The sequence below is a fragment of the Streptomyces sp. SirexAA-E genome (genome assembly GCF_000177195.2).
Taxonomy (GTDB): Bacteria; Actinomycetota; Actinomycetes; order Streptomycetales; family Streptomycetaceae; genus Streptomyces; species Streptomyces flavovirens.
This window is the reverse complement of the sequence record NC_015953.1, coordinates 1,158,259-1,176,132: the sequence shown is the minus strand read 5'-3', so window position 1 is coordinate 1,176,132 and position 17,874 is coordinate 1,158,259. Positions and strand designations below refer to the sequence as shown.

Genomic DNA, 17,874 nt, shown 5'->3' with positions numbered 1-17,874 from the left:
CGATCCGGGGAGGGAGCCGGACATGGACGACAAGGAAGCCCTTCGAGTGGGTGCCGCGGTCCGCCGACGGCGCAGGGCCCTCGGGCTCACCCTGGCCGCGGTGGCCGGGCGCAGCGGCCTGTCCGTACCGTTCCTCAGCCAGATCGAGAACGAACGGGCCAGACCGAGCCCCGGCTCGCTGGACCGGGTGGCCCAGGCGCTGGAGACGACCACCGAACGGTTGCGCGCCGCGGCGGACTCGGCACGCTCCGTGGAGGTCGTACGGGCCCACGAGGACGACGGCGTGCACCGGCTGGTGCACGGCCGCCACCAGCTCAGCGCCCTGGAGTTCGTGGGTGAGCAGGACCTCGGGCGCGAGTTCCAGCACCGCAACGACGAGGTGATGTACGTGGTGGAGGGCGCCCTGGAGATCGAGGCCGAGGGCCGGGCCCACCGGCTGGGACGCGGCGACACCCTCTTCCTCTCCGGCGGGGTGCGGCACCGGTGGCGGGCGACCGAGCCGGACACCCGGCTCCTGGTCGTCTCGGTCGCCGAGCACATCGACGCGACCTACGACTCCCGCCGGTGAGCGGCCGTCCCCGGCGGGTCGTCTCGCTGGTCCCCTCCCTCACCGAGGCGGTCGCCGTCACCGCGCCGGGGCTGCTGGTCGGGGTCACCGACTGGTGCACCCACCCGGCGGGACTGACCGCGGAGCGGATCGGCGGCACGAAGAACCCCGACATCGCCGCGATCACGGCGCTGCGCCCCGATCTGGTCGTCGCCAACGAGGAGGAGAACCGGCCGTCCGACCTGGACGCCCTCCGCGCGGCCGGGCCGGAGGTCCTGGTCACCGAGGTCCGTACCCTGCCGCAGGCCTTCGACGAGCTGGAGCGGGTCCTGGTCACCGGGTGCGGCCTGGCCCGCCCGCGCTGGCTGGACGAGGCGGAGGCCGCCTGGGCGGCGCCGCCGGCCGCCCCTGCGCCGTGCTCGGCGGTCGTACCGATCTGGCGCAGGCCCTGGATGGTGCTGGGCCGCGACACCTTCGCGGGTGACCTGCTCGCCCGCCTGGGGGTGCGGAACGTGTACGCGGAGCACCCCGAGCGCTATCCGCGGGTGCCGGTCGAGGAGCTGAACGCGTCCGGGGCCGACCTGGTGGTGCTGCCCGACGAGCCGTACCGCTTCACGGCCTCCGACGGGCCCGAGGCCTTCCCCGCGCTGCCCGCCGTCCTCGTCGACGGGCGCCACCTCACGTGGTACGGGCCGTCGCTGGCCGAAGCGGCGGGGGCGCTGCGAACAGCGCTCCGCCGATGAGCCCGCGGGCCGTCCGGGCGCCCGCCACCGCCCAGGCCGTGACCAGCAGGGCGTAGAGCGCGACGGCCAGCCAGGTGAACGCGGTCAGCCCGGTGTGCCGTGCCAGGCCCGCCGCGCCCGTCACACACGTGCCGACGGGGAAGGTGAACCCCCACCACGTCATCGTGAACGTCATGCCGCGCCGCAGGGCACGCGCCACCATCGCGGCGGACAGCGCCAGCCACAGCAGCGCGAAGCCCATGACCGGCACCCCGTACAGCACCGCGAACGCGCCGAACGCGGAGGCGTACACGGGCCCCACGGCGTCCGGGGCCACGTCGGCGAGCTGCCCGACGGCGGTGGTGGACTGCCCGAGCGGACCGAGCACCAGGAACAGCGTGGGGGTCAGCGCGAGCGGCAGCGGGCCGTGGTGCAGCAGGCGCCCGAGGACCAGCGGGAGCAGCGTCAGCGTCGCCAGGGACGACAGGCCGAACATCGCGTAGCAGGCCAGCAGCAGCGCCGTGCGCCACTGGCCGGGCGGCAGCTCCGGCACCAGCGCCGGGCCGACGGCGGCCGAGACCATCGGCGCCACCAGCGGGAGCAGCCAGACGGGCGAGGCCGTGCCCGGCGCCGGGCGGTGGCGTACGACCATGAGGTACGGGATCACCACGGCGGCACCGAGCCCGGCCGCCGTCCCCAGTACGAACAGCACCGAGTCCACCGCGACGGCGGCCGGACGGCCGATGGCGTCCCGGCCGACCGCCAGCGTGCTCGCGCCGACCGCGAGGAGGGCCATCGACAGGCAGCCGTAGAACGGGGCGACGGCGGCGTCCCGCAGATGGGCGCGCGCCTGGTCCCGGTGCAGGGCCCAGTGCCCGGCGCGCGCCGCGAGGACGACGACGAGCAGGACCGAGGCCAGGGCCCACACCGCGACGCAGGCGCCGCGCAGCCCCGGCACCCGCACGGGCAGGGCCGCACCGGCGGTCGCGACGACGGCGGTGCCCATGACCGTGGCGTACCAGTTGGGGCCGAGGTGCCGCAGGGCGGGGAACCGGTACGGGAGGGGCGGGGGAGCGGGCGCCGGTGCCTGGACCCGCGAGTAGATGGCCATGCCACGATTCTCCGGGGGCGGTGCGAGCCCCACCAGGGAGCGCGGACCTATGAGGTCATAAGCTGTCTTTATGTCCAGTCCGCTCCGGCCCGCCGATCCCGCCCCCTCCGACTCCGGCGGTGCCCGGCCCCCGCGCTCGCTGCCGCACCGGGTGCCGGACCTCGGCGCGATGGTGCTGCTGCTGTCCGTCGCCCGGCACGGCAGCCTGGGGCGCGCGGCGCGGGACGTCGGGATCACCCAGCCCGCCGCCTCCAGCCGTATCCGCTCGATGGAACGGCAGCTCGGGGTCGCCCTGCTGGACCGTTCGCCGCGCGGTTCCCGGCTCACCGACGCCGGCGCCCTGGTCACGGACTGGGCCCGGCGGGTGGTGGAGGCCGCCGAGGCGTTCGACGCGGGGGCGCAGGCGCTCCGCGACCGCCGCGACTCCCGGCTGCGGGTGGCGGCCAGCATGACGATCGCGGAGTACCTGATGCCGGGCTGGCTGATCGCCCTGCGCGCCGACCGTCCGGACACGGCCGTCTCGCTGCTCGCCGGGAACTCGGCGGCGGTCGCCCTGCGGCTGCTCGCGGGCGAGGCGGATCTGGGCTTCGTGGAGGGGCTGTCCGTGCCGGAGGGGCTCGACGGCACCGTCATCGCGCACGACCGGCTCGTCGTCGTGGTCGCCCCGTCCCACCCGTGGGCCCGCCGGCGTACCCAGCTGACGCCCCGGGAGCTGGCGGCGACCCCGCTGATCCTGCGGGAGCACGGGTCGGGCACCCGGCAGGTGCTGGACGCGGCGCTCGCCGTGCACGGCGGCCTGGCGCTGCCCCTGCTCGAACTCTCCTCGACCACGGCGGTCAAGGGCGCGGCCGAGAGCGGTGCCGGTCCCTGCGTGCTCAGCGAACTCGCGCTGGACGAGGAGCTGTCGGCCCGGCGCCTGGTCGAGATCCCGGTCGCGGGGGTGCGGCTGCGGCGGCAGCTGCGCGCGGTCTGGCCCGCCGGACACCGCCCGGCCGGCCCGGCCCGCGACCTGCTCTCCCTGACGGCGCACCCGTCGTCCGGCCCGGGCCACGGCTGACGGGGCCGCCCCGCCACGCTCTCAGGCCGGTGCGGTGACCGAGGGTTCTGCCGTCGCGCGGGTGGCGGCCGCCGTACGTGCCGCGTCCACCAGCGCCCGCATCACCCGGAGGTCGTCGCCCATCTCCGGGTGCCACTGCACGCCCATCACCCACGGTGTCCCGCCGGGCAGTTCGACCGCCTCCACCGTGCCGTCCGCCGCGTGGGCCGACACCACGAGGCCCGGGGCGAGCCGCTCCACCGCCTGGTGGTGATAGGTGGGCACGGACGTCTCCTCGGGCACGAGCGAGGCGTACCGCGTCCCCGGGACCGGCACCACGGGGTGCTCGCCGAGGACCCCCGCCTTGCCGAACGGGCCGGTGTGGCCGTCCAGGTGCTGGGTCAGGGTGCCGCCGAGGGCCACGTTCAGCAGCTGCATCCCCCGGCAGATGCCCAGCACCGGGACACCGGCCGCCATCGCGGCCCGCAGCAGGGCGACTTCCCAGGTGTCGCGCTCGTGCGCCGGCGGTCCCGTCCGGAAGTCGCGCTCCGCTCCGTACAGTTCAGGATCGATGTCGGCGCCGCCCGCGATCACCAGGCCGTCCAGCCGGGCCACGACCGTCGCGGCCCGTTCCGCCTCGTCCGGCGGGAGCAGGGCCGCCAGGCCGCCGGAGCGCTGGACCAGCTGCGGATACGCGGAGGGCAGGACCGCCGCGGGCAGCTCCCACACCCCCCAGCGGGCCGCCGGCTCCAGATAGGTGGTGATGCCGATGAGCGGTTCGTGCATGGTGCGGTCCCTCCGGCGGGCGGCGGTCTGCCCACCGGCCCAGTGCAATGGTGATGGGCCATACCTTTGTGCGTGCGGGACCGGCGCGCAAGAGACGTGATCCGGAAGGGCGGGTTCAAGCCAGGAAGCCCCGCAGGAGGGCCGCCGTCCCCGCGCAGTGTTCGCGCGCCACCGCGCGCGCCGTCGCCTCGTCGCCGGCCAGCACCGCGTCCACGAGCAGCGTGTGCTGGTGCTGCGAGTGCTCCAGGTTCCGCACCAGCAGCGGGATGCAGTCCAGCAGGTCGTTGACCGTCGCCCGTACGGCGGCGTACTGGGCGCTCAGGGTGGGCGAACCGGAGAGCTCGGCCAGCGTCAGGTGGAAGAAGGTGTCACGCCTGCGGTAGTCGGGCAGAGGTGCTTCGTGTGTCGCCCCCAGAGCCGTACGCAGCCGGTCCGCGCCCTCCTCGTCGAGGCCGTGCGCGGCGCACAGCCCGGCCGCCCCCGCCTCCAGGACCTCACGGAAGCGCAGCACGTCCGTCAGGTCGACCTCCTCGACGCGGCGGCGCAGCTCGTCGCCGTCGGCCGGGCGGCTGCGGGGGAGGACGAACGTACCGCCGTACCGACCGCGTCTCGCCTCCACCAGACCCTGGTCCTGGAGCACCTTGAGCACCTCGCGCAGCGTGACGCGGCTGATGCCGAGGTGCTCGGCCAGCTCGCGCTCCGGCGGCAGCCGCTCGCCGCCGGGCACCAGGCCGAGCCGGATCACCTGGAGGACCTGTTCCAGCGCCTCCTCGAACCCGTTGCCGCCGCGCACCGGCCGCAGCACGGGCAGCAGCCGCGTGAAGGACCCGGACGGACCTGTCTCTTCCGTCATGTCGCGATATCCCCTTCCCCCCAAAGGTTTTCTCCCATACCTTAAGCCCACAGCCCGGCCGACCGAGGAGCACCCCCGTGGCAGACCGCACCCCCCCGCTCCGCACCGAGGAGCTGCGCGCGCTGGTCGCGGGCGGTGACGTCGACACCGTCGTCCTCGCCTTCACCGACATGCAGGGCCGGCTCCAGGGCAAACGCTTCGCGGCGTCCTTCTTCCTCGACGAGGTGCTGGAACACGGCACCGAGGGCTGCAACTACCTCCTCGCCGTCGACACGGACATGAACACCGTGGACGGGTACGCGATGTCCTCCTGGTCCAACGGCTACGGCGACTTCGCCATGCACGCCGACATGGCCACCCTGCGCCTGATCCCCTGGCACCAGGGCACCGCCCTGGTCATGGCCGACCTCGCCTGGGAGGACGGCTCACCGGTCGCCGCCGCCCCCCGGCAGATCCTGCGACGGCAGCTGGAGCGGCTGGCCGGGCACGGCCTGACCGCCCACGTGGGCACCGAACTCGAGTTCATCGTCTTCAAGGACACCTACGAGCAGGCCTGGGACCGGAACTACCGCGGCCTCACCCCCGCCAACCAGTACAACATCGACTACTCCGTCCTCGGCACCGGCCGCGTCGAGCCCCTGCTGCGCCGGATCCGCAACGAGATGGCGGCGGCGGGCCTCACCGTCGAGTCCGCCAAGGGCGAGTGCAATCCGGGCCAGCACGAGATCGTCTTCCGCTACGACGAGGCTCTCGTCACCTGCGACCAGCACGCCGTCTACAAGACCGGCGCCAAGGAGATCGCCGCCCAGGAGGGCACGGCGCTCACCTTCATGGCCAAGTTCAACGAGCGCGAGGGCAACTCCTGCCACATCCACCTCTCGCTCCGGGACACCGACGGGCACGCGGCCATGACGGGTGAGGACGGCACGATGTCGCCCCTCATGCGGCACTTCCTGGCCGGGCAGCTGGCCGCCCTGCGCGAGTTCTCCCTGCTGTACGCGCCCAACATCAACAGCTACAAGCGGTTCCAGCCCGGATCCTTCGCCCCCACCGCCGTGGCCTGGGGGCACGACAACCGCACCTGCGCCCTGCGCGTCGTCGGACACGGCCCGTCCCTGCGCTTCGAGAACCGGCTCCCCGGCGGCGACGTCAACCCCTACCTCGCGGTCGCCGGACTCGTCGCGGCCGGACTCCACGGCATCGAGCACGGACTTGAGCTCCCCGAGCCGTGCGAGGGCAACGCCTACACCGCCGGATACGACCGGGTCCCCGCCACCCTCCGCGAGGCCGCCGAACTCTGGGAGGGCAGCGCCCTGGCCCGGGAGGCCTTCGGAGAGGAGGTCGTCGCGCACTACCGCACCATGGCGCGGGTCGAACTGGAGGCCTTCGACTCCGCGGTGACCGACTGGGAACTCCGCCGCTCCTTCGAACGCCTGTGAGGCACCCGTGACCCCTCCCACACCCCCGGTGCGCCCCGCCGTCACCGAGCACCACGTACTCGACCCCGCCACCGAGGAACTGGTCGCCACCGTCCCCGCCACCACCGCCGCCGAGGTCGACACCGCCGTCGCCAGGGCCGCCGCGGCCCAGCGCACCTGGGCCGCGCTCGCCCCCGCCGACCGGGCCAGGCTGCTGCGCCGCTTCGCCGTCCTGGTCGACGAGGACATCGAGCCGCTCGCCCGCCTGGAGGTCACCGAGGCCGGCCACACCCTGGGCAACGCCCGTTGGGAGGCGGCCAACGTCCGGGACCTGCTCGACTACGCGGCCGGGGGAGTGGAGCGTCTGACCGGGCGGCAGATCCCGGTCCCCGGCGGCGTCGACCTCACCCTCCTCGAACCGCTCGGCGTCGTCGGGGTGATCGCCCCGTGGAACTTCCCCCTGCCGATCGCCGCCTGGGGAACCGCCCCGGCCCTCGCCGCCGGCAACGCCGTCCTCCTCAAACCGGCCGAGACCACCCCGCTCACCGCGCTGCGGCTGGCCCGGATCGCCCTGGAGGCGGGGTTGCCCGAGCACCTCTTCCAGGTGCTGCCCGGAGCCGGCGACGTCGCCGGGAACGCCCTCGTCGAGCACCCCGGCGTCGCCAAGATCGTCTTCACCGGCTCGACCCGCGTCGGCAAGCGGATCATGGCCCGGTGCGCGGACCGGGTGAAGCGGCTGACCCTCGAACTCGGCGGCAAGAGCCCCAACATCGTCTTCGCCGACGCCGACATCGAGGCCGCCGCGGCCGCCGCCCCCATGTCCTTCCTGGACAACGCCGGCCAGGACTGCTGCGCCCGTTCCCGCGTCCTCGTCCAGCGGACGGTGTACGACCGGTTCATGGAGCTCCTCGCCCCCGCCGTGGAGGCGGTCGTCGTCGGCGACCCGGCGGACGAGCGGACCCAGATGGGCCCGCTGATCTCCCGGGCCCAGCTGGAGCGGGTCCGCGGATACGTCCCCGACGGCGCGGACGCCCTCCGGGGCGGCGCACCCGCCGGACCCGGCTTCTGGTTCCCGCCGACCGTCCTCACCGGCGTGAGCGCCGACGCGCCCGTGGCCACCGAGGAGGTCTTCGGACCGGTCGCCGTCGTGCTGCCCTTCGAGGACGAGGCCGACGCGGTCCGGCTGGCGAACGCCACCGACTACGGACTGGCCGGATCGGTCTGGACCCGTGACGTCGGCCGCGCGCTGCGCGTCTCGGGCGCCGTCCGGGCGGGGAACCTCTCCGTCAACTCCCACTCCGCCGTCCGCTACTGGACCCCGTTCGGCGGCTGCAAGCAGTCCGGACTCGGCCGCGAACTCGGGCCCGACGCCCTCGCGGCCTTCACCGAAACCAAGAACGTCTTCATCGGCACGGAGGCCTGAACGCGCATGAGCACCGACCTGACGTCCGATCAGCACGCCGCCGAGTCCCCCGGGGCGGTCTGCCGCCGCCTGGTCGGCCGTACCGCCGTCGTCACCGGCGCGGGCAGCGGCATCGGCCTGGCCACCGTCCGAAGGCTGGCCTCCGAGGGCGCCCACGTCGTCTGCGGCGACATCGACGAGGAGGCGGGCACGGCCGCCGCGGCGGAGGCCGGCGGCACCTTCGTACGCGTCGACGTCACCGACCCCGTACAGGTCGAGGCCCTCTTCCAGGCCGCGCAGGACACCTACGGCAGCGTCGACGTGGCCTTCAACAACGCGGGCATCTCGCCGCCCGAGGACGACTCCATCCTCACCACCGGCCTGGAGGCGTGGAAGCGCGTCCAGGAGGTCAACCTCACCTCCGTCTACCTCTGCTGCAAGGCCGCTCTGCCCCACATGCGGCGCCAGGGCCGCGGCTCGATCATCAACACGGCCTCGTTCGTGGCCAGGATGGGCGCGGCCACCTCCCAGATCTCGTACACCGCGTCCAAGGGCGGGGTGCTGGCGCTCTCCCGCGAACTGGGCGTGCAGTTCGCACGCGAGGGCATCCGGGTCAACGCCCTGTGCCCGGGGCCGGTCGACACCCCGCTGCTCCGCGAGCTGTTCGCCAAGGACCCGGAGCGCGCCGCGCGCCGGCTGGTGCACATCCCCCTCGGCCGGTTCGCCGAGGCGACCGAGATCGCCGCCGCGGTCGCCTTCCTGGCCAGCGACGACTCCTCGTTCGTCAACGCCACGGACTTCCTCGTGGACGGCGGGATCTCGGGTGCGTACGTGACCCCGCTGTAGGGTCCGGCGCCGGCCCTACTCCGTGCCGCCCTCGTCCGCCGCGAGCGCGTACAGCCGGGGCAGGTTGACCACGATCGCCTCCTGCGTGCTGCGGGCGATGACGACCACGGCCTCCTCGGAGGGGTCCGGGTTCTCCTCCCGGTGCGGTACGAACGGCGGGACGAAGACGTAGTCGCCGGGTGAGGTGCGCAGGCGCACCTCCTGGGGTTCCTCGCCCGAGTCGTCCACGAAGACGAACTCCGGGTGCCCGCTGACCACATGGATGGCGGTCTCGGACGCCCCGTGGTGGTGGTCGGAGGACGCCGTGGAGGGTGCCACGTGCGTCTGGCCCATCCACAGCTTCTCCGAGCCGACGGTGCCGCCGCTGACGGCGGCGAACCTGCGCATGCCGCCGGTCTGCGCCGTGTCCCCGTCCAGCGCGTCGGCGCGGATGTGGTGCAGGCGCGTGTGCAGGGGTGCCGCGGTGCGGCCCGGGGTGTCGTGGAGATGAGGGTGGAAGCCTTCACCGGGGGTTGTCGACGGCTCGCTCATGGCTGGGACGCTAAAGCGGCGCCGGAAAGGATGTCAAGAGGTGTCCTTTGCCCTTCACCTGCGGCAATGTTGCCGTAACAGAGAAGGGGAACCAGCCGGTTCCGGCCCCGAGCGCCGGTCGTGCGGGCATGATGTCCGCATGCATATCTCCGCGAAGGCGGACTACGCCACGCGCGCTCTCCTGGAGCTCGCCTGTGAGCCCGGCCGTCCGCTCACCTGCGAGGCCATCGCCTCCTCGCAGGGAATCCCGTTCCGTTTCCTGAAGTCCGTCGTCGGTGAGCTGCGCAAGGCCGGCCTGGTGCGCAGCCAGCGTGGCTGCGAGGGGGGTTACTGGCTCGGCAGGCCCGCCGAGGACATCACCCTCCTGGACGTCGTGCGCGCCGTCGACGGCGAAGTGCTCACCCTGCGGGGCGAGCCCCTGGCCGACCTCGACTACCCCGGCCCCGCGCACCCCCTGCCCGGGGTCTGGCGCGAGGTCGAGGCGCGCGCCGCCGCGCTCCTCGGCGGGCAGTCGCTGACCGCGCTGCTGGCCTCCGGCGCCGCGCGCCTGCCCCGGAGCGACGCCGCGTGACGGGCGTGCCCGAGCCCGCCGTGGAGGTGGTCGAGTACACCGATCCGCTGTGCCCCTGGGCCTGGGGGTCGGAGCCCGTCTTCCGTGCCCTGGCGGCGGCGCTGGCCGGCCGGGTGCGCCGACGCCGCGTCTACGCCGTCCTGTTCGACCACGACGACGACCCGCCGCCCGATCCGGCGGCCGAGACCGCCTGGTACGCCCGCCACGTGGCGGAGATCAGCACGCACACCCGGGCCCCGTACGCCGTCACCCTGAGCCGGGTGGCGGCCAGTTCCTGGCCCGCCTCCCTCGTCGCCAAGGCCGCCGAACTCCAGGGCGCCGAGGTGGCCGAGCGGGTGCTGCGGCGGCTGCGCGAGAGCGTCTTCGCGTGCGGCGAACCGGCCGACACCGCGGAGCTGGCCCTGTCCGCGGTGCGCGGGGTGCCGGGCCTGGACCCGGCGCGGCTGCGGGCCGACGCCGCGTCACCCGGCACACTCGCGGCCGTGCGCGCCGACCGTGCGGAGGCCCGCCGGCCGGTCCGGGAGGTGCTCGCGGTGCGCGGCGGTTCGCCGCACCCCGGTACGGCCAAGGAGACCGACGACGGCGGCCACCGCTACGCGCTGCCGACGCTGCTGGTCCGTTCCCCGGCCGGGCACCGGGCGGTACCCGGCTGGCGGCCGTACGAGGCGTACGCGAGCGCCGTCGAGGCGCTCTCCCCGGGGCTGCTCCGGCCCGTCGAGCCGCTCGCCCCGGCGCTCGCGCTGGAGCGCTACCGCAGCCTGACCGAACCCGAGTTGCGGCTGCTGACCGGAGGGGAGCGCCCCTCCGGTGCCGTACGGGTGGACACCGGAAACGGGCCCGTGTGGCTCCACCCGGAGGAGGCCGCGACGCATCCCGCCGTCGTTCCTCCGGCCGCCGCAGGGCCCTGAGCTGCGGGCGGAGGACGTTTCGCGGAATGAGACACCAATTGGTGTCCATTGACAGCCGCCGACACCTGCCCCCAGGATGTGCACCATGCTCACGACGCACCCCGGCGTGGTGTGCCGCTACGTGGACCTGCGGCGCACCTCCAGCGCTCTCTGTCGCTGACCGCCCGCCGCTCCCGGCCCACAGGCGCCGTCCGAACGCGCGGCAGCCCGCCGCTCCTTCGCCGGCCGCGCCTGTCCTCCCCCTCTTCGCCGCGTCCCCGCCTCCGCGGGGCCCCGCGTAACTCCGCGCCCCTCGCGCACCTTCTCCGCGGCCTCGCACGGCAGGACCCCGGGCACCGCCGCCCCGGTCCGCCCCCGTGCAGGGGTACATCGACGTACCCGGGGGACGGGCGCGGGTGCGTGCCGAGCCTTCGCCGTCCCCTGATCCCGCATGCCCTGAGCCGGGCCGGGGGTCATCACAGAGAGTAATCACATGTTTACACGAACGACGCACCGCCGTCTCCGGCCCGCCGTCCGTCCGGCCCGGCGCGCCGCGGTCCTCGCCACCGCCTTCGTCGCCCTGCTGGCCCCCGCCCTGACCGCCTGCGGCGGCGGAGCCTCCTCCGCGACCGGTGACGGCGCCCTCAAGTGGGCCTCCTCCTACTTCCCGGCCCACTGGGACCCGGTGGTCTCGGGCAGTGGTGCGCAGTTCCGTGAACTCGCTCTGGTCTATGCCTCGTTGACCCGCACCGACGAGAGCGGCAAGGCCGTCCCGGACCTCGCCGAGAGCTGGGAGTACAACGACACCGGCGACCGGATCACCTTCCATCTGCGCTCCGGTCTCACCTTCAGCGACGGCGAGCCGGTCGACGCCGCCGCGGTCAAGGCCGCGATCGAGCGGGCCAAGAAGCAGAAGAACTCCGCGCTCTTCGGCGACCTGACCTCCATCGAGTCGGTGGAGGCGGACGGGCTGGACGCGGTGCTGCACCTCTCCCAGGTCGACCACCAGATCCCGCAGCTGCTCGGCCAGCGCGTCCTGCAGATCGCCAGCCCCAAGGCGGCGGCCGCCCCCGAGAATCTGGACCAGAACCCGGTCGGGGCCGGGCCGTTCGTCGTCAAGCAGCTGATCCCCGGCACGAAGGCCGTCCTGGAGAAGAACCCGGACTACTGGGACGCCGACAACATCCACATCGAGGACGTCGAGCTGGTGTCGGCCCCGGACGCGTCGACCGTCGTCTCCGGGCTGCGGACGGGCGTCTACAACTTCGCCGACCTCGACCCCAGCCAGGCGGACGCCGCCGAGAAGGCCGGCCTCGACGTCTTCGTCCAGCCCGGCTTCAACGCCTCCAACATCAGCCTGAACATCAACAAGGCGCCGTTCGACGACGACCGGGTCGTCGACGCGATCCGGCACGCGGTCAACCGCAAGGAGTTCGTCGACAAGCTGACGTTCGGTCACGGCGAAGCGACCGACCAGCCGTTCCCCAAGGGGTACGAGGCCTACGACCCGGAGTCGGAGAACGCCTACCCGTACGACCCGGCGAAGTCGAAGAAGCTCCTCGCCGAGGCCGGCCACGCCCCGGGGGACATCAAGCTCGACCTGGTGATCCCGTCGGAGGACCCGCAGGCGGAGATCGTCCAGTCGCAGCTGGCCGCGGTCGGCATCACCGTCACCATCAAGATCGACAAGAACTGGGCCACCCCGTTCTTCGCCAAGGACCTGGCCTTCTCGCTGTACTCGACCACGGGCCGCGACTCGGCGGTGCAGACCCTCACCGCCCACTTCGGTCCCGACGGCCCGCTCAACCTCAGCTCGCCGTACGAGCCGGACGGATTCGAGGAAGCCGTCGCGAAGGTCCGTCAGACCCCGCTGGACGACCCGGAGTACAAGACGGTCCTGCGGGAGGCCACCCGGGCGGGGCTGGAGAGCAAGGCGCTGGTCTTCACCTACTCCTCCCCGAACCTCATGGTCAAGAGCAGCGCCGTCTCCGACCTGCCGAAGAACCCGGCCCACATCGACTGGACCGGCGTGACCGTCTCGGGCCGCTGACCCCGTACGTCCGGAACAGACACGCACACACCAACAGAGAGGAGGCAACCCGATGACCACGACCGTGCTCCGGGCCGTGCCCGGTGAGCGCCGCGGCGCCGCCCTCGCCCGGCTGCGGCACACGCTCGGCCGCGTCCTGGGTGTCCTCGCCCGGTCGGTCGCGATCTTCGTGCCCGTGTTCCTGGTGGCGACCTTCGTGACGTTCGCGTTGCGGTCGCTGAGCGGACTCAGCCCGGCGCGGATCCAGCTCGGCGAGGAGGCGACCCCCGAGGCGATCCAGCGGATCGAGGCCCAGTGGGGGCTCGACAAGCCGTTCCTGACGCAGTACTGGGACTGGATCACCGGTGTCCTGCACGGCGAGCTCGGCGTCAGCTGGGTCAACGGCGCCGACATCTCCACCCTCATCGGCCTCGGCCTGGGCGTCAGCCTCTCGATTGCCACGTTCGCCCTGCTCATCGGGGTCGTCGTCGGATTCGCGCTGGGCACCCTGGCCGCCCTGCGGCCCACCACCCTGATCGACCGCGGGATCACCGGACTGGTCACCGTCATCTCGGTGATGCCGCCCTTCGTCGTCGGCATCGTCCTGGTCGCGGTCCTGGCGGTCGGCCTCGGCCTCTTCCCGTCGGCCGGCTACGTCCCGGCCGAGGCGGGGACCGGCCCGTGGCTCGCGCACATCACCCTGCCCGCGCTCGCGCTCAGCTGCGACGTGGTCGCCGACGTCGCCCGCCAGCTGCGCACCGGTCTCGTCACGGCCCGCGGCGAGAACTACGTGACGGGCGCGGTGGTACGGGGACTGAGCCCGCGCCGGATCTTCTTCGGCCACATCCTGCGCAACGGGATCGGCCCGGCGCTGGCCACCCTCGGCCTGAAGTTCCCCGCGCTGGTCGGCGCCTCGGTCGTCACGGAATGGATCTTCGGCCTGCAGGGGTTCGGCCGGTTCGCCAACGACTCCGCCCAGGCCGGGGACGTGCCCGCGGTGCAGGGCGTCCTCGTGGTGTCGATCGTGCTCGTCGTCTCCTTCAACCTGATCGTCAACCTGGTGCTGGCGCGTGTGACGCCGGCCTCTCAGCGGGGGGTGTGACCATGGTGCGCCGCGTCCTCGCACTCACGTCCGGCCGGATCGCCGTCGCCGTCCTCGCCGTGATCGCCCTGCTGGCGGTCCTCGGCCCGTGGCTCGCCCCGCAGGACCCCCTCGCCACCAGCGACAACACGCTGGCCGCCGCGTCCGGCGCCCACTGGCTGGGCACCGACCACCTCGGCCGCGACGTGTTCAGCCGCCTGCTGGACGGCTCCCGCGTCAGCGTCCTCGGCTCGCTCGAGGTCGCCCTGGTGGCCCTGGTCGTCGGCGCGATCCCCGGCATCCTGTCCGTCTACCTCGGCCGGGTCTTCGAGTGGATCACGCTCCGGCTGGCGGACACGCTCGTCGCCCTGCCGTTCCTGCTGTTCGCCGTCGCCGTGATCGCCCTGCTCGGCAACGGCCTCACCCAGGCCATGGTCGTCACGGGCGCGCTGGTCTCGCCTCTCTTCTACCGGGTGGCCCGCGCCGCGACCCTGTCCGTCGCCCGCTCCCCGTACGTGGAGGCGGCGCTCGTCGCCGGAGCCTCCACCGGCTGGATCATCCGCCGCCACGTCCGGGTGAAGGTGCTCCCGCCGATCGCGGTCGCCCTCGCCCAGACCATCGGCGTCGGCTTCGTCATCGTGTCGAGCCTGACCTTCCTCGGCATCGGCGTCCAGCCGCCCCAGCCGACCTGGGGCGGGCTGCTCGCCTCGGACCTGGGCTACCTCAGCCACCGGCCGTGGGGGCCCGTCACGCCCGCGCTGCTGATCATGGTCACCGTCTGGGCCTGCAACCTCCTGGCCGACGCGATCCGCGACGTCTCGGGCGAGGCGGGCCGCGCGCTGGTCAACGACCGCAAGGCCCGGGCCAACCGCCTCGCCAAGGGCCGCCCCGTCTCCGCAGGAGGTGCACGATGACGACACTGTCCCCGAACGCCGCGCCCGAGCGGTCCCCGCGGACCGCGCCCGGCCCCACGGACACACCCGAGGACCCGCCGGTGCTCGCCGTACACGACGTACGTATCAGCGACGGGGTCACCGACCGCGAGATCGTGCACGGGGTGAGCTTCACGCTCACCCCGGGCAAGGCGGTCGGCATCGTCGGCGAGTCCGGCAGCGGCAAGACCCTCACCTGCCGGGCCGTACTCGGCATCCTGCCCCCGCACTTCGAGGTCACCGCCGGCTCCGTCGAGATCACCGGGACCGACATCACGACCCTGACCCCCGCGCAGTGGACCGCCCTGCGCGGAACCACGATCAGCGCCGTCTTCCAGGACCCGGCGTCCTACCTCAACCCCTCCGTCAAGGTGGGCGCCCAGATCGCCGAGGTCCTCCGCGTCAAGAAGGGGCTGAAGCGGCGCGAGGCACGCCACCGGGCCGTCGCACTGCTGCGGGCGGTGCATCTGCGCGACCCGGAACTGGTCTACGGCCAGTACCCGTACGAACTCTCCGGAGGCATGCTCCAGCGCGTCCTGATCGCGGCCGCCGTCGCCGCCGAACCGCGGGCCCTGATCGCCGACGAGGCCACGACCGCGCTCGACGTCACCGTCCAGGCCGAGATCCTCGACCTGCTCGCCGAACTGCGCGAGGAGAGCGGCCTCGCGCTCGTGGTCGTCTCCCACGACCTGGCCGTCGTCGCCCAGCTGTGCGACGAGGTCCTCGTGATGCGGCAGGGCGAGGTGGTCGAGCACGGCCCGACGCACGCGGTGCTGCACGACCCGCGGCACGCCTACACCCGGCTGCTCGTCGCCGAGCACGAGCAGTACGGACCGGACAAGTTCCTCGACCCCGAGGAGGCCTCGTGACCACCGCAGCACCCGGCGCGGTCGGACCGCTTGCGAGCCCGCGCCCCGCCCTGGAGGTCACGGACCTCGACGTGTACTACGGACGGGGCCGCGGGCGCCGTCAGGCGCTGAGCGGCGTCTCGCTGAGCGTCGCACCCGGTGAGACGGTCGGCCTCATCGGCGAGACGGGCTCCGGGAAGTCCACCCTCGCCCGCACCGTCCTCGGCCTGGTGCGCGCCGGAGCCGGGTCGGTCCGGGTCGCCGGCGAGGACGTCACCGGGCACGGCGGCCGCCGGTGGCGGGCCCTGCGCAGGCGCGGTGTGGTCCAGTACGTCTTCCAGGACCCGCTGCGCAGCCTCGACCCCGACCTCACCATCGAGGACTCGCTGACCGAACCGCTGCTCATCCAGGGCACGGGGCGGGCGGAGGCGAGCGCGCGCGCCCGCGCGCTCCTGGACCGCGTGCGCCTCTCCGAGGACCTGCTGGAGCGGCTGCCGGGCGAACTCTCCGGCGGACAGCGCCAACGCGTCGCCGTGGCCCGCGCCCTGATCACCGGACCCGAGCTGATCATCCTCGACGAGCCGGTCAGCGCCCTGGACTCCGCCAACCGCGTCCAGATCCTGGAGATCCTCAAGGAACTCCGCGCCGGTGGGGTGGCCCTCCTGCTCATCTCCCACGACCTCGGATCCGTCGCCGGGACCGCCGACCGCGTCGCCGTCCTCTACCGGGGCGAACTCGTCGAGACCGGCACCGCCCGCCAGGTCGTGGGCGACCCGCAGCACCCCTACACCCGCCTGCTCGTCGGCTCCGCCCCGACCCTGCGCGGCGCCTCGGCCGACCGGGCCGAACGCGAAGCCCTGCGCGCGCTCCTGCACACCTGAACCCGCACCCCCGAGAGGAACACACCCATGCCCCGCACGATCCACCTCGCCCTGCACCCCTACGGCGTCGGCGGCCCCGGCCAGCACGGACTCTGGAAGGACCCGCGCGTCGCGAAGAACTCCAGCATCGACGTCAACCACTACATCCAGCAGGCCAAGGCCGCAGAACACGCGCTCTTCGACGCCCTCTTCATCGTCGACAGCCAGTTCATCAACGCCACCTACCCGGCGCACTACCTGAACCGCCTGGAGCCGCTCACCCTCCTGTCCGCGGTCGCCACCCACACCTCGCGCATAGGCCTGGTCGGAACGGCGAGCTCGACGTACAACTCGCCCTTCAACCTCGCCCGCAGGTTCGCCTCCCTCGACCACATCAGCGGGGGGCGCGCCGGGTGGAACGTGGTGACCAGCTTCGACACCGGAACCTCCAGGAACTTCGGGCTCGACGAGCACCTCGACTACGCCACCCGCTACGGCCGCGCCCTGGAATTCGTCCAGGTCGCCCGCGGACTGTGGGACTCCTACGAGGACGACGCCTTCCCGGCCGACGTGGAGCGGGGCGTCTTCCTCGACCCGGACAAGCTGCACGCCCTCGACCACGACGGCGAGCACTTCAAGGTGGCCGGCCCGCTCAACATCTCCCGTTCGCCGCAGGGCCAGCCGGTCATCTTCCAGGCCGGGGTGTCCGAGGAGGGGCGCGACCTCGCCGCCCAGGTCGCCGAGGGGATCTACGCTCCGGGCGGCTCGCTGGAACAGGCACAGGAGTACTACGCCGACGTCAAGAAGCGCACCGCGTCCTACGGCCGCGACCCCGAGCACATCAAGATCTTCATCCACGGCGGCCCGGTCGTCGCCGCGACCGACGAGGCCGCCCGCGGGCGCGAGAGGGAGATCTTCGAGGAGGACAACGACTTCGACCGCAACCTCGCGCTCCTGGGCCGCTCGTTCGGGGCGTACGACTTCAGCCGGCACGACCTGGACGCGCCGTTCCCCGACGTGGCCCACCTCGCCGAGAAGGGCGGCCGGACCGGTGCCGGGAAGATCATCGAGCGCGCCCGCCGGGAGAAGCTGACGCTGCGCCAGGTCGCGGACTCGCTCAACTCGTTCCGCGAGGCCCCGTTCGTCGGCGCCCCCGCCACCGTCGCCGACAGCATCGAGCGGTGGTTCGAGGCGGGCACCTTCGACGGCATCAACCTCGCCTTCCGCACCGCCGAGGACCTCGACCTCTTCGTCGACGGCGTCGTCCCGATCCTCCAGAAGCGCGGGCTGTACCGCACCGCCTACGAGGCCGACACCCTCCGCGGCCACCTCGGCCTGCCCGTACCCGCCAACCGGCACACCCTGGCGCGCGGTCTCCACGCGGACGCCTGAACGACGCCCCGCCACCCCGCCC

General features: G+C 73.4%; 18 protein-coding genes. 14 read left to right on the top strand and 4 right to left on the bottom strand.

Going from position 1 to position 17,874, the window contains the following annotated elements:
- The first annotated feature begins 22 nt into the window (after positions 1 to 22).
- Both SACTE_RS05090 and SACTE_RS05085 read left to right on the top strand, forming a co-directional pair.
- Positions 23 to 568 (top strand): helix-turn-helix domain-containing protein, encoded by a 546-nt coding sequence (locus SACTE_RS05090; protein ID WP_014044955.1) that lies wholly within the window; start codon positions 23 to 25, stop codon positions 566 to 568.
- Positions 565 to 1,290 carry a helical backbone metal receptor gene (locus tag SACTE_RS05085; RefSeq protein ID WP_014044954.1) on the top strand — a complete coding sequence of 242 codons (726 nt, stop codon included), beginning with the start codon at positions 565 to 567 and terminating at the stop codon, positions 1,288 to 1,290. Before SACTE_RS05090 ends, SACTE_RS05085 begins: the two co-directional genes overlap by 4 nt.
- On the opposite strand, the gene SACTE_RS05080 is transcribed toward SACTE_RS05085, so the two are convergent.
- Complete coding sequence (locus SACTE_RS05080) at positions 1,226 to 2,380, bottom strand: TDT family transporter (protein ID WP_014044953.1); 1,155 nt, start codon at positions 2,378 to 2,380, stop codon at positions 1,226 to 1,228. The genes SACTE_RS05085 and SACTE_RS05080 overlap by 65 nt on opposite strands.
- 169 nt (positions 2,381 to 2,549) lie before the next feature.
- On the opposite strand from SACTE_RS05080, the gene SACTE_RS05075 reads away from it, so the two are divergent.
- Positions 2,550 to 3,437 (top strand): LysR family transcriptional regulator, encoded by an 888-nt coding sequence (locus tag SACTE_RS05075; RefSeq protein WP_226995218.1) that lies wholly within the window; start codon positions 2,550 to 2,552, stop codon positions 3,435 to 3,437.
- A 21-nt stretch (positions 3,438 to 3,458) separates the two neighbouring features.
- Here the strand turns inward: SACTE_RS05075 and SACTE_RS05070 are convergent, their stop codons facing one another.
- The gene (locus tag SACTE_RS05070) at positions 3,459 to 4,202 is read right to left on the bottom strand and encodes a gamma-glutamyl-gamma-aminobutyrate hydrolase family protein (protein ID WP_014044951.1); all 744 of its coding nucleotides are present in this window, start codon (positions 4,200 to 4,202) and stop codon (positions 3,459 to 3,461) included.
- Positions 4,203 to 4,317: 115 nt separating this feature from the next.
- On the bottom strand, positions 4,318 to 5,055 hold the full coding sequence (locus SACTE_RS05065; protein ID WP_014044950.1) for an FCD domain-containing protein: 738 nt from the start codon (positions 5,053 to 5,055) through the stop codon (positions 4,318 to 4,320).
- 77 nt (positions 5,056 to 5,132) lie between these two features.
- Here SACTE_RS05065 and SACTE_RS05060 point away from each other — a divergent pair, with 77 nt between their 5' ends.
- The 3 genes from SACTE_RS05060 to SACTE_RS05050 are packed head-to-tail and all read left to right on the top strand — an operon-like array spanning position 5,133 to position 8,721.
- The gene (locus SACTE_RS05060; RefSeq protein WP_014044949.1) at positions 5,133 to 6,494 is read left to right on the top strand and encodes a glutamine synthetase family protein; all 1,362 of its coding nucleotides are present in this window, start codon (positions 5,133 to 5,135) and stop codon (positions 6,492 to 6,494) included.
- Positions 6,495 to 6,501: 7 nt separating this feature from the next.
- Entirely contained in the window at positions 6,502 to 7,896 is a 1,395-nt protein-coding gene (locus tag SACTE_RS05055; RefSeq protein ID WP_014044948.1) for an aldehyde dehydrogenase family protein, read from the top strand.
- A gap of 6 nt (positions 7,897 to 7,902) precedes the next feature.
- Positions 7,903 to 8,721, top strand: coding sequence for a 3-oxoacyl-ACP reductase (locus SACTE_RS05050; protein ID WP_014044947.1), 819 nt, complete (start codon positions 7,903 to 7,905; stop codon positions 8,719 to 8,721).
- Between the two features lie 15 nt (positions 8,722 to 8,736).
- Here the strand turns inward: SACTE_RS05050 and SACTE_RS05045 are convergent, their stop codons facing one another.
- On the bottom strand, positions 8,737 to 9,252 hold the full coding sequence (locus SACTE_RS05045) for a cupin domain-containing protein (RefSeq protein WP_014044946.1): 516 nt from the start codon (positions 9,250 to 9,252) through the stop codon (positions 8,737 to 8,739).
- 139 nt (positions 9,253 to 9,391) lie between these two features.
- Here SACTE_RS05045 and SACTE_RS05040 point away from each other — a divergent pair, with 139 nt between their 5' ends.
- From SACTE_RS05040 to SACTE_RS05005, 8 genes are all read left to right on the top strand, one after another.
- Positions 9,392 to 9,823: an Rrf2 family transcriptional regulator gene (locus SACTE_RS05040; RefSeq protein ID WP_014044945.1), complete on the top strand. Its 432-nt coding sequence runs from the start codon at positions 9,392 to 9,394 to the stop codon at positions 9,821 to 9,823.
- On the top strand, positions 9,820 to 10,731 hold the full coding sequence (locus SACTE_RS05035) for a DsbA family protein (protein WP_014044944.1): 912 nt from the start codon (positions 9,820 to 9,822) through the stop codon (positions 10,729 to 10,731). Before SACTE_RS05040 ends, SACTE_RS05035 begins: the two co-directional genes overlap by 4 nt.
- Positions 10,732 to 11,203: 472 nt before the next feature.
- A complete protein-coding gene (locus SACTE_RS05030) occupies positions 11,204 to 12,760 on the top strand; it encodes an ABC transporter substrate-binding protein (protein WP_014044943.1) in 1,557 nt (518 codons plus the stop codon).
- Between the two features lie 52 nt (positions 12,761 to 12,812).
- The gene (locus SACTE_RS05025; RefSeq protein WP_014044942.1) at positions 12,813 to 13,841 is read left to right on the top strand and encodes an ABC transporter permease; all 1,029 of its coding nucleotides are present in this window, start codon (positions 12,813 to 12,815) and stop codon (positions 13,839 to 13,841) included.
- Positions 13,842 to 13,843: 2 nt separating this feature from the next.
- Positions 13,844 to 14,734: an ABC transporter permease gene (locus SACTE_RS05020; RefSeq protein WP_014044941.1), complete on the top strand. Its 891-nt coding sequence runs from the start codon at positions 13,844 to 13,846 to the stop codon at positions 14,732 to 14,734.
- Complete coding sequence (locus SACTE_RS05015) at positions 14,731 to 15,621, top strand: ABC transporter ATP-binding protein (protein WP_014044940.1); 891 nt, start codon at positions 14,731 to 14,733, stop codon at positions 15,619 to 15,621. Before SACTE_RS05020 ends, SACTE_RS05015 begins: the two co-directional genes overlap by 4 nt.
- Complete coding sequence (locus SACTE_RS05010; protein ID WP_014044939.1) at positions 15,618 to 16,481, top strand: ABC transporter ATP-binding protein; 864 nt, start codon at positions 15,618 to 15,620, stop codon at positions 16,479 to 16,481. The genes SACTE_RS05015 and SACTE_RS05010 overlap by 4 nt, the downstream gene beginning before the upstream one ends.
- Positions 16,482 to 16,508: 27 nt before the next feature.
- Positions 16,509 to 17,852: an LLM class flavin-dependent oxidoreductase gene (locus SACTE_RS05005; RefSeq protein WP_014044938.1), complete on the top strand. Its 1,344-nt coding sequence runs from the start codon at positions 16,509 to 16,511 to the stop codon at positions 17,850 to 17,852.
- The last annotated feature ends 22 nt before the right edge of the window (positions 17,853 to 17,874 follow it).

Excerpts from the sequence above, each read along its gene's own strand:
- SACTE_RS05090 (WP_014044955.1), top strand. The coding sequence starts at position 23 with ATGGACGACAAGGAAGCCCTTCGAGTGGGTGCCGCGGTCCGCCGACGG.
- SACTE_RS05080 (WP_014044953.1), bottom strand. The coding sequence starts at position 2,380 with ATGGCCATCTACTCGCGGGTCCAGGCACCGGCGCCCGCTCCCCCGCCC.
- SACTE_RS05075 (WP_226995218.1), top strand. The coding sequence starts at position 2,550 with ATGGTGCTGCTGCTGTCCGTCGCCCGGCACGGCAGCCTGGGGCGCGCG.
- SACTE_RS05070 (WP_014044951.1), bottom strand. The coding sequence starts at position 4,202 with ATGCACGAACCGCTCATCGGCATCACCACCTATCTGGAGCCGGCGGCC.
- SACTE_RS05065 (WP_014044950.1), bottom strand. The coding sequence starts at position 5,055 with ATGACGGAAGAGACAGGTCCGTCCGGGTCCTTCACGCGGCTGCTGCCC.
- SACTE_RS05050 (WP_014044947.1), top strand. The coding sequence starts at position 7,903 with ATGAGCACCGACCTGACGTCCGATCAGCACGCCGCCGAGTCCCCCGGG.
- SACTE_RS05045 (WP_014044946.1), bottom strand. The coding sequence starts at position 9,252 with ATGAGCGAGCCGTCGACAACCCCCGGTGAAGGCTTCCACCCTCATCTC.
- SACTE_RS05040 (WP_014044945.1), top strand. The coding sequence starts at position 9,392 with ATGCATATCTCCGCGAAGGCGGACTACGCCACGCGCGCTCTCCTGGAG.
- SACTE_RS05030 (WP_014044943.1), top strand. The coding sequence starts at position 11,204 with ATGTTTACACGAACGACGCACCGCCGTCTCCGGCCCGCCGTCCGTCCG.
- SACTE_RS05025 (WP_014044942.1), top strand. The coding sequence starts at position 12,813 with ATGACCACGACCGTGCTCCGGGCCGTGCCCGGTGAGCGCCGCGGCGCC.
- SACTE_RS05020 (WP_014044941.1), top strand. The coding sequence starts at position 13,844 with ATGGTGCGCCGCGTCCTCGCACTCACGTCCGGCCGGATCGCCGTCGCC.
- SACTE_RS05015 (WP_014044940.1), top strand. The coding sequence starts at position 14,731 with ATGACGACACTGTCCCCGAACGCCGCGCCCGAGCGGTCCCCGCGGACC.
- SACTE_RS05005 (WP_014044938.1), top strand. The coding sequence starts at position 16,509 with ATGCCCCGCACGATCCACCTCGCCCTGCACCCCTACGGCGTCGGCGGC.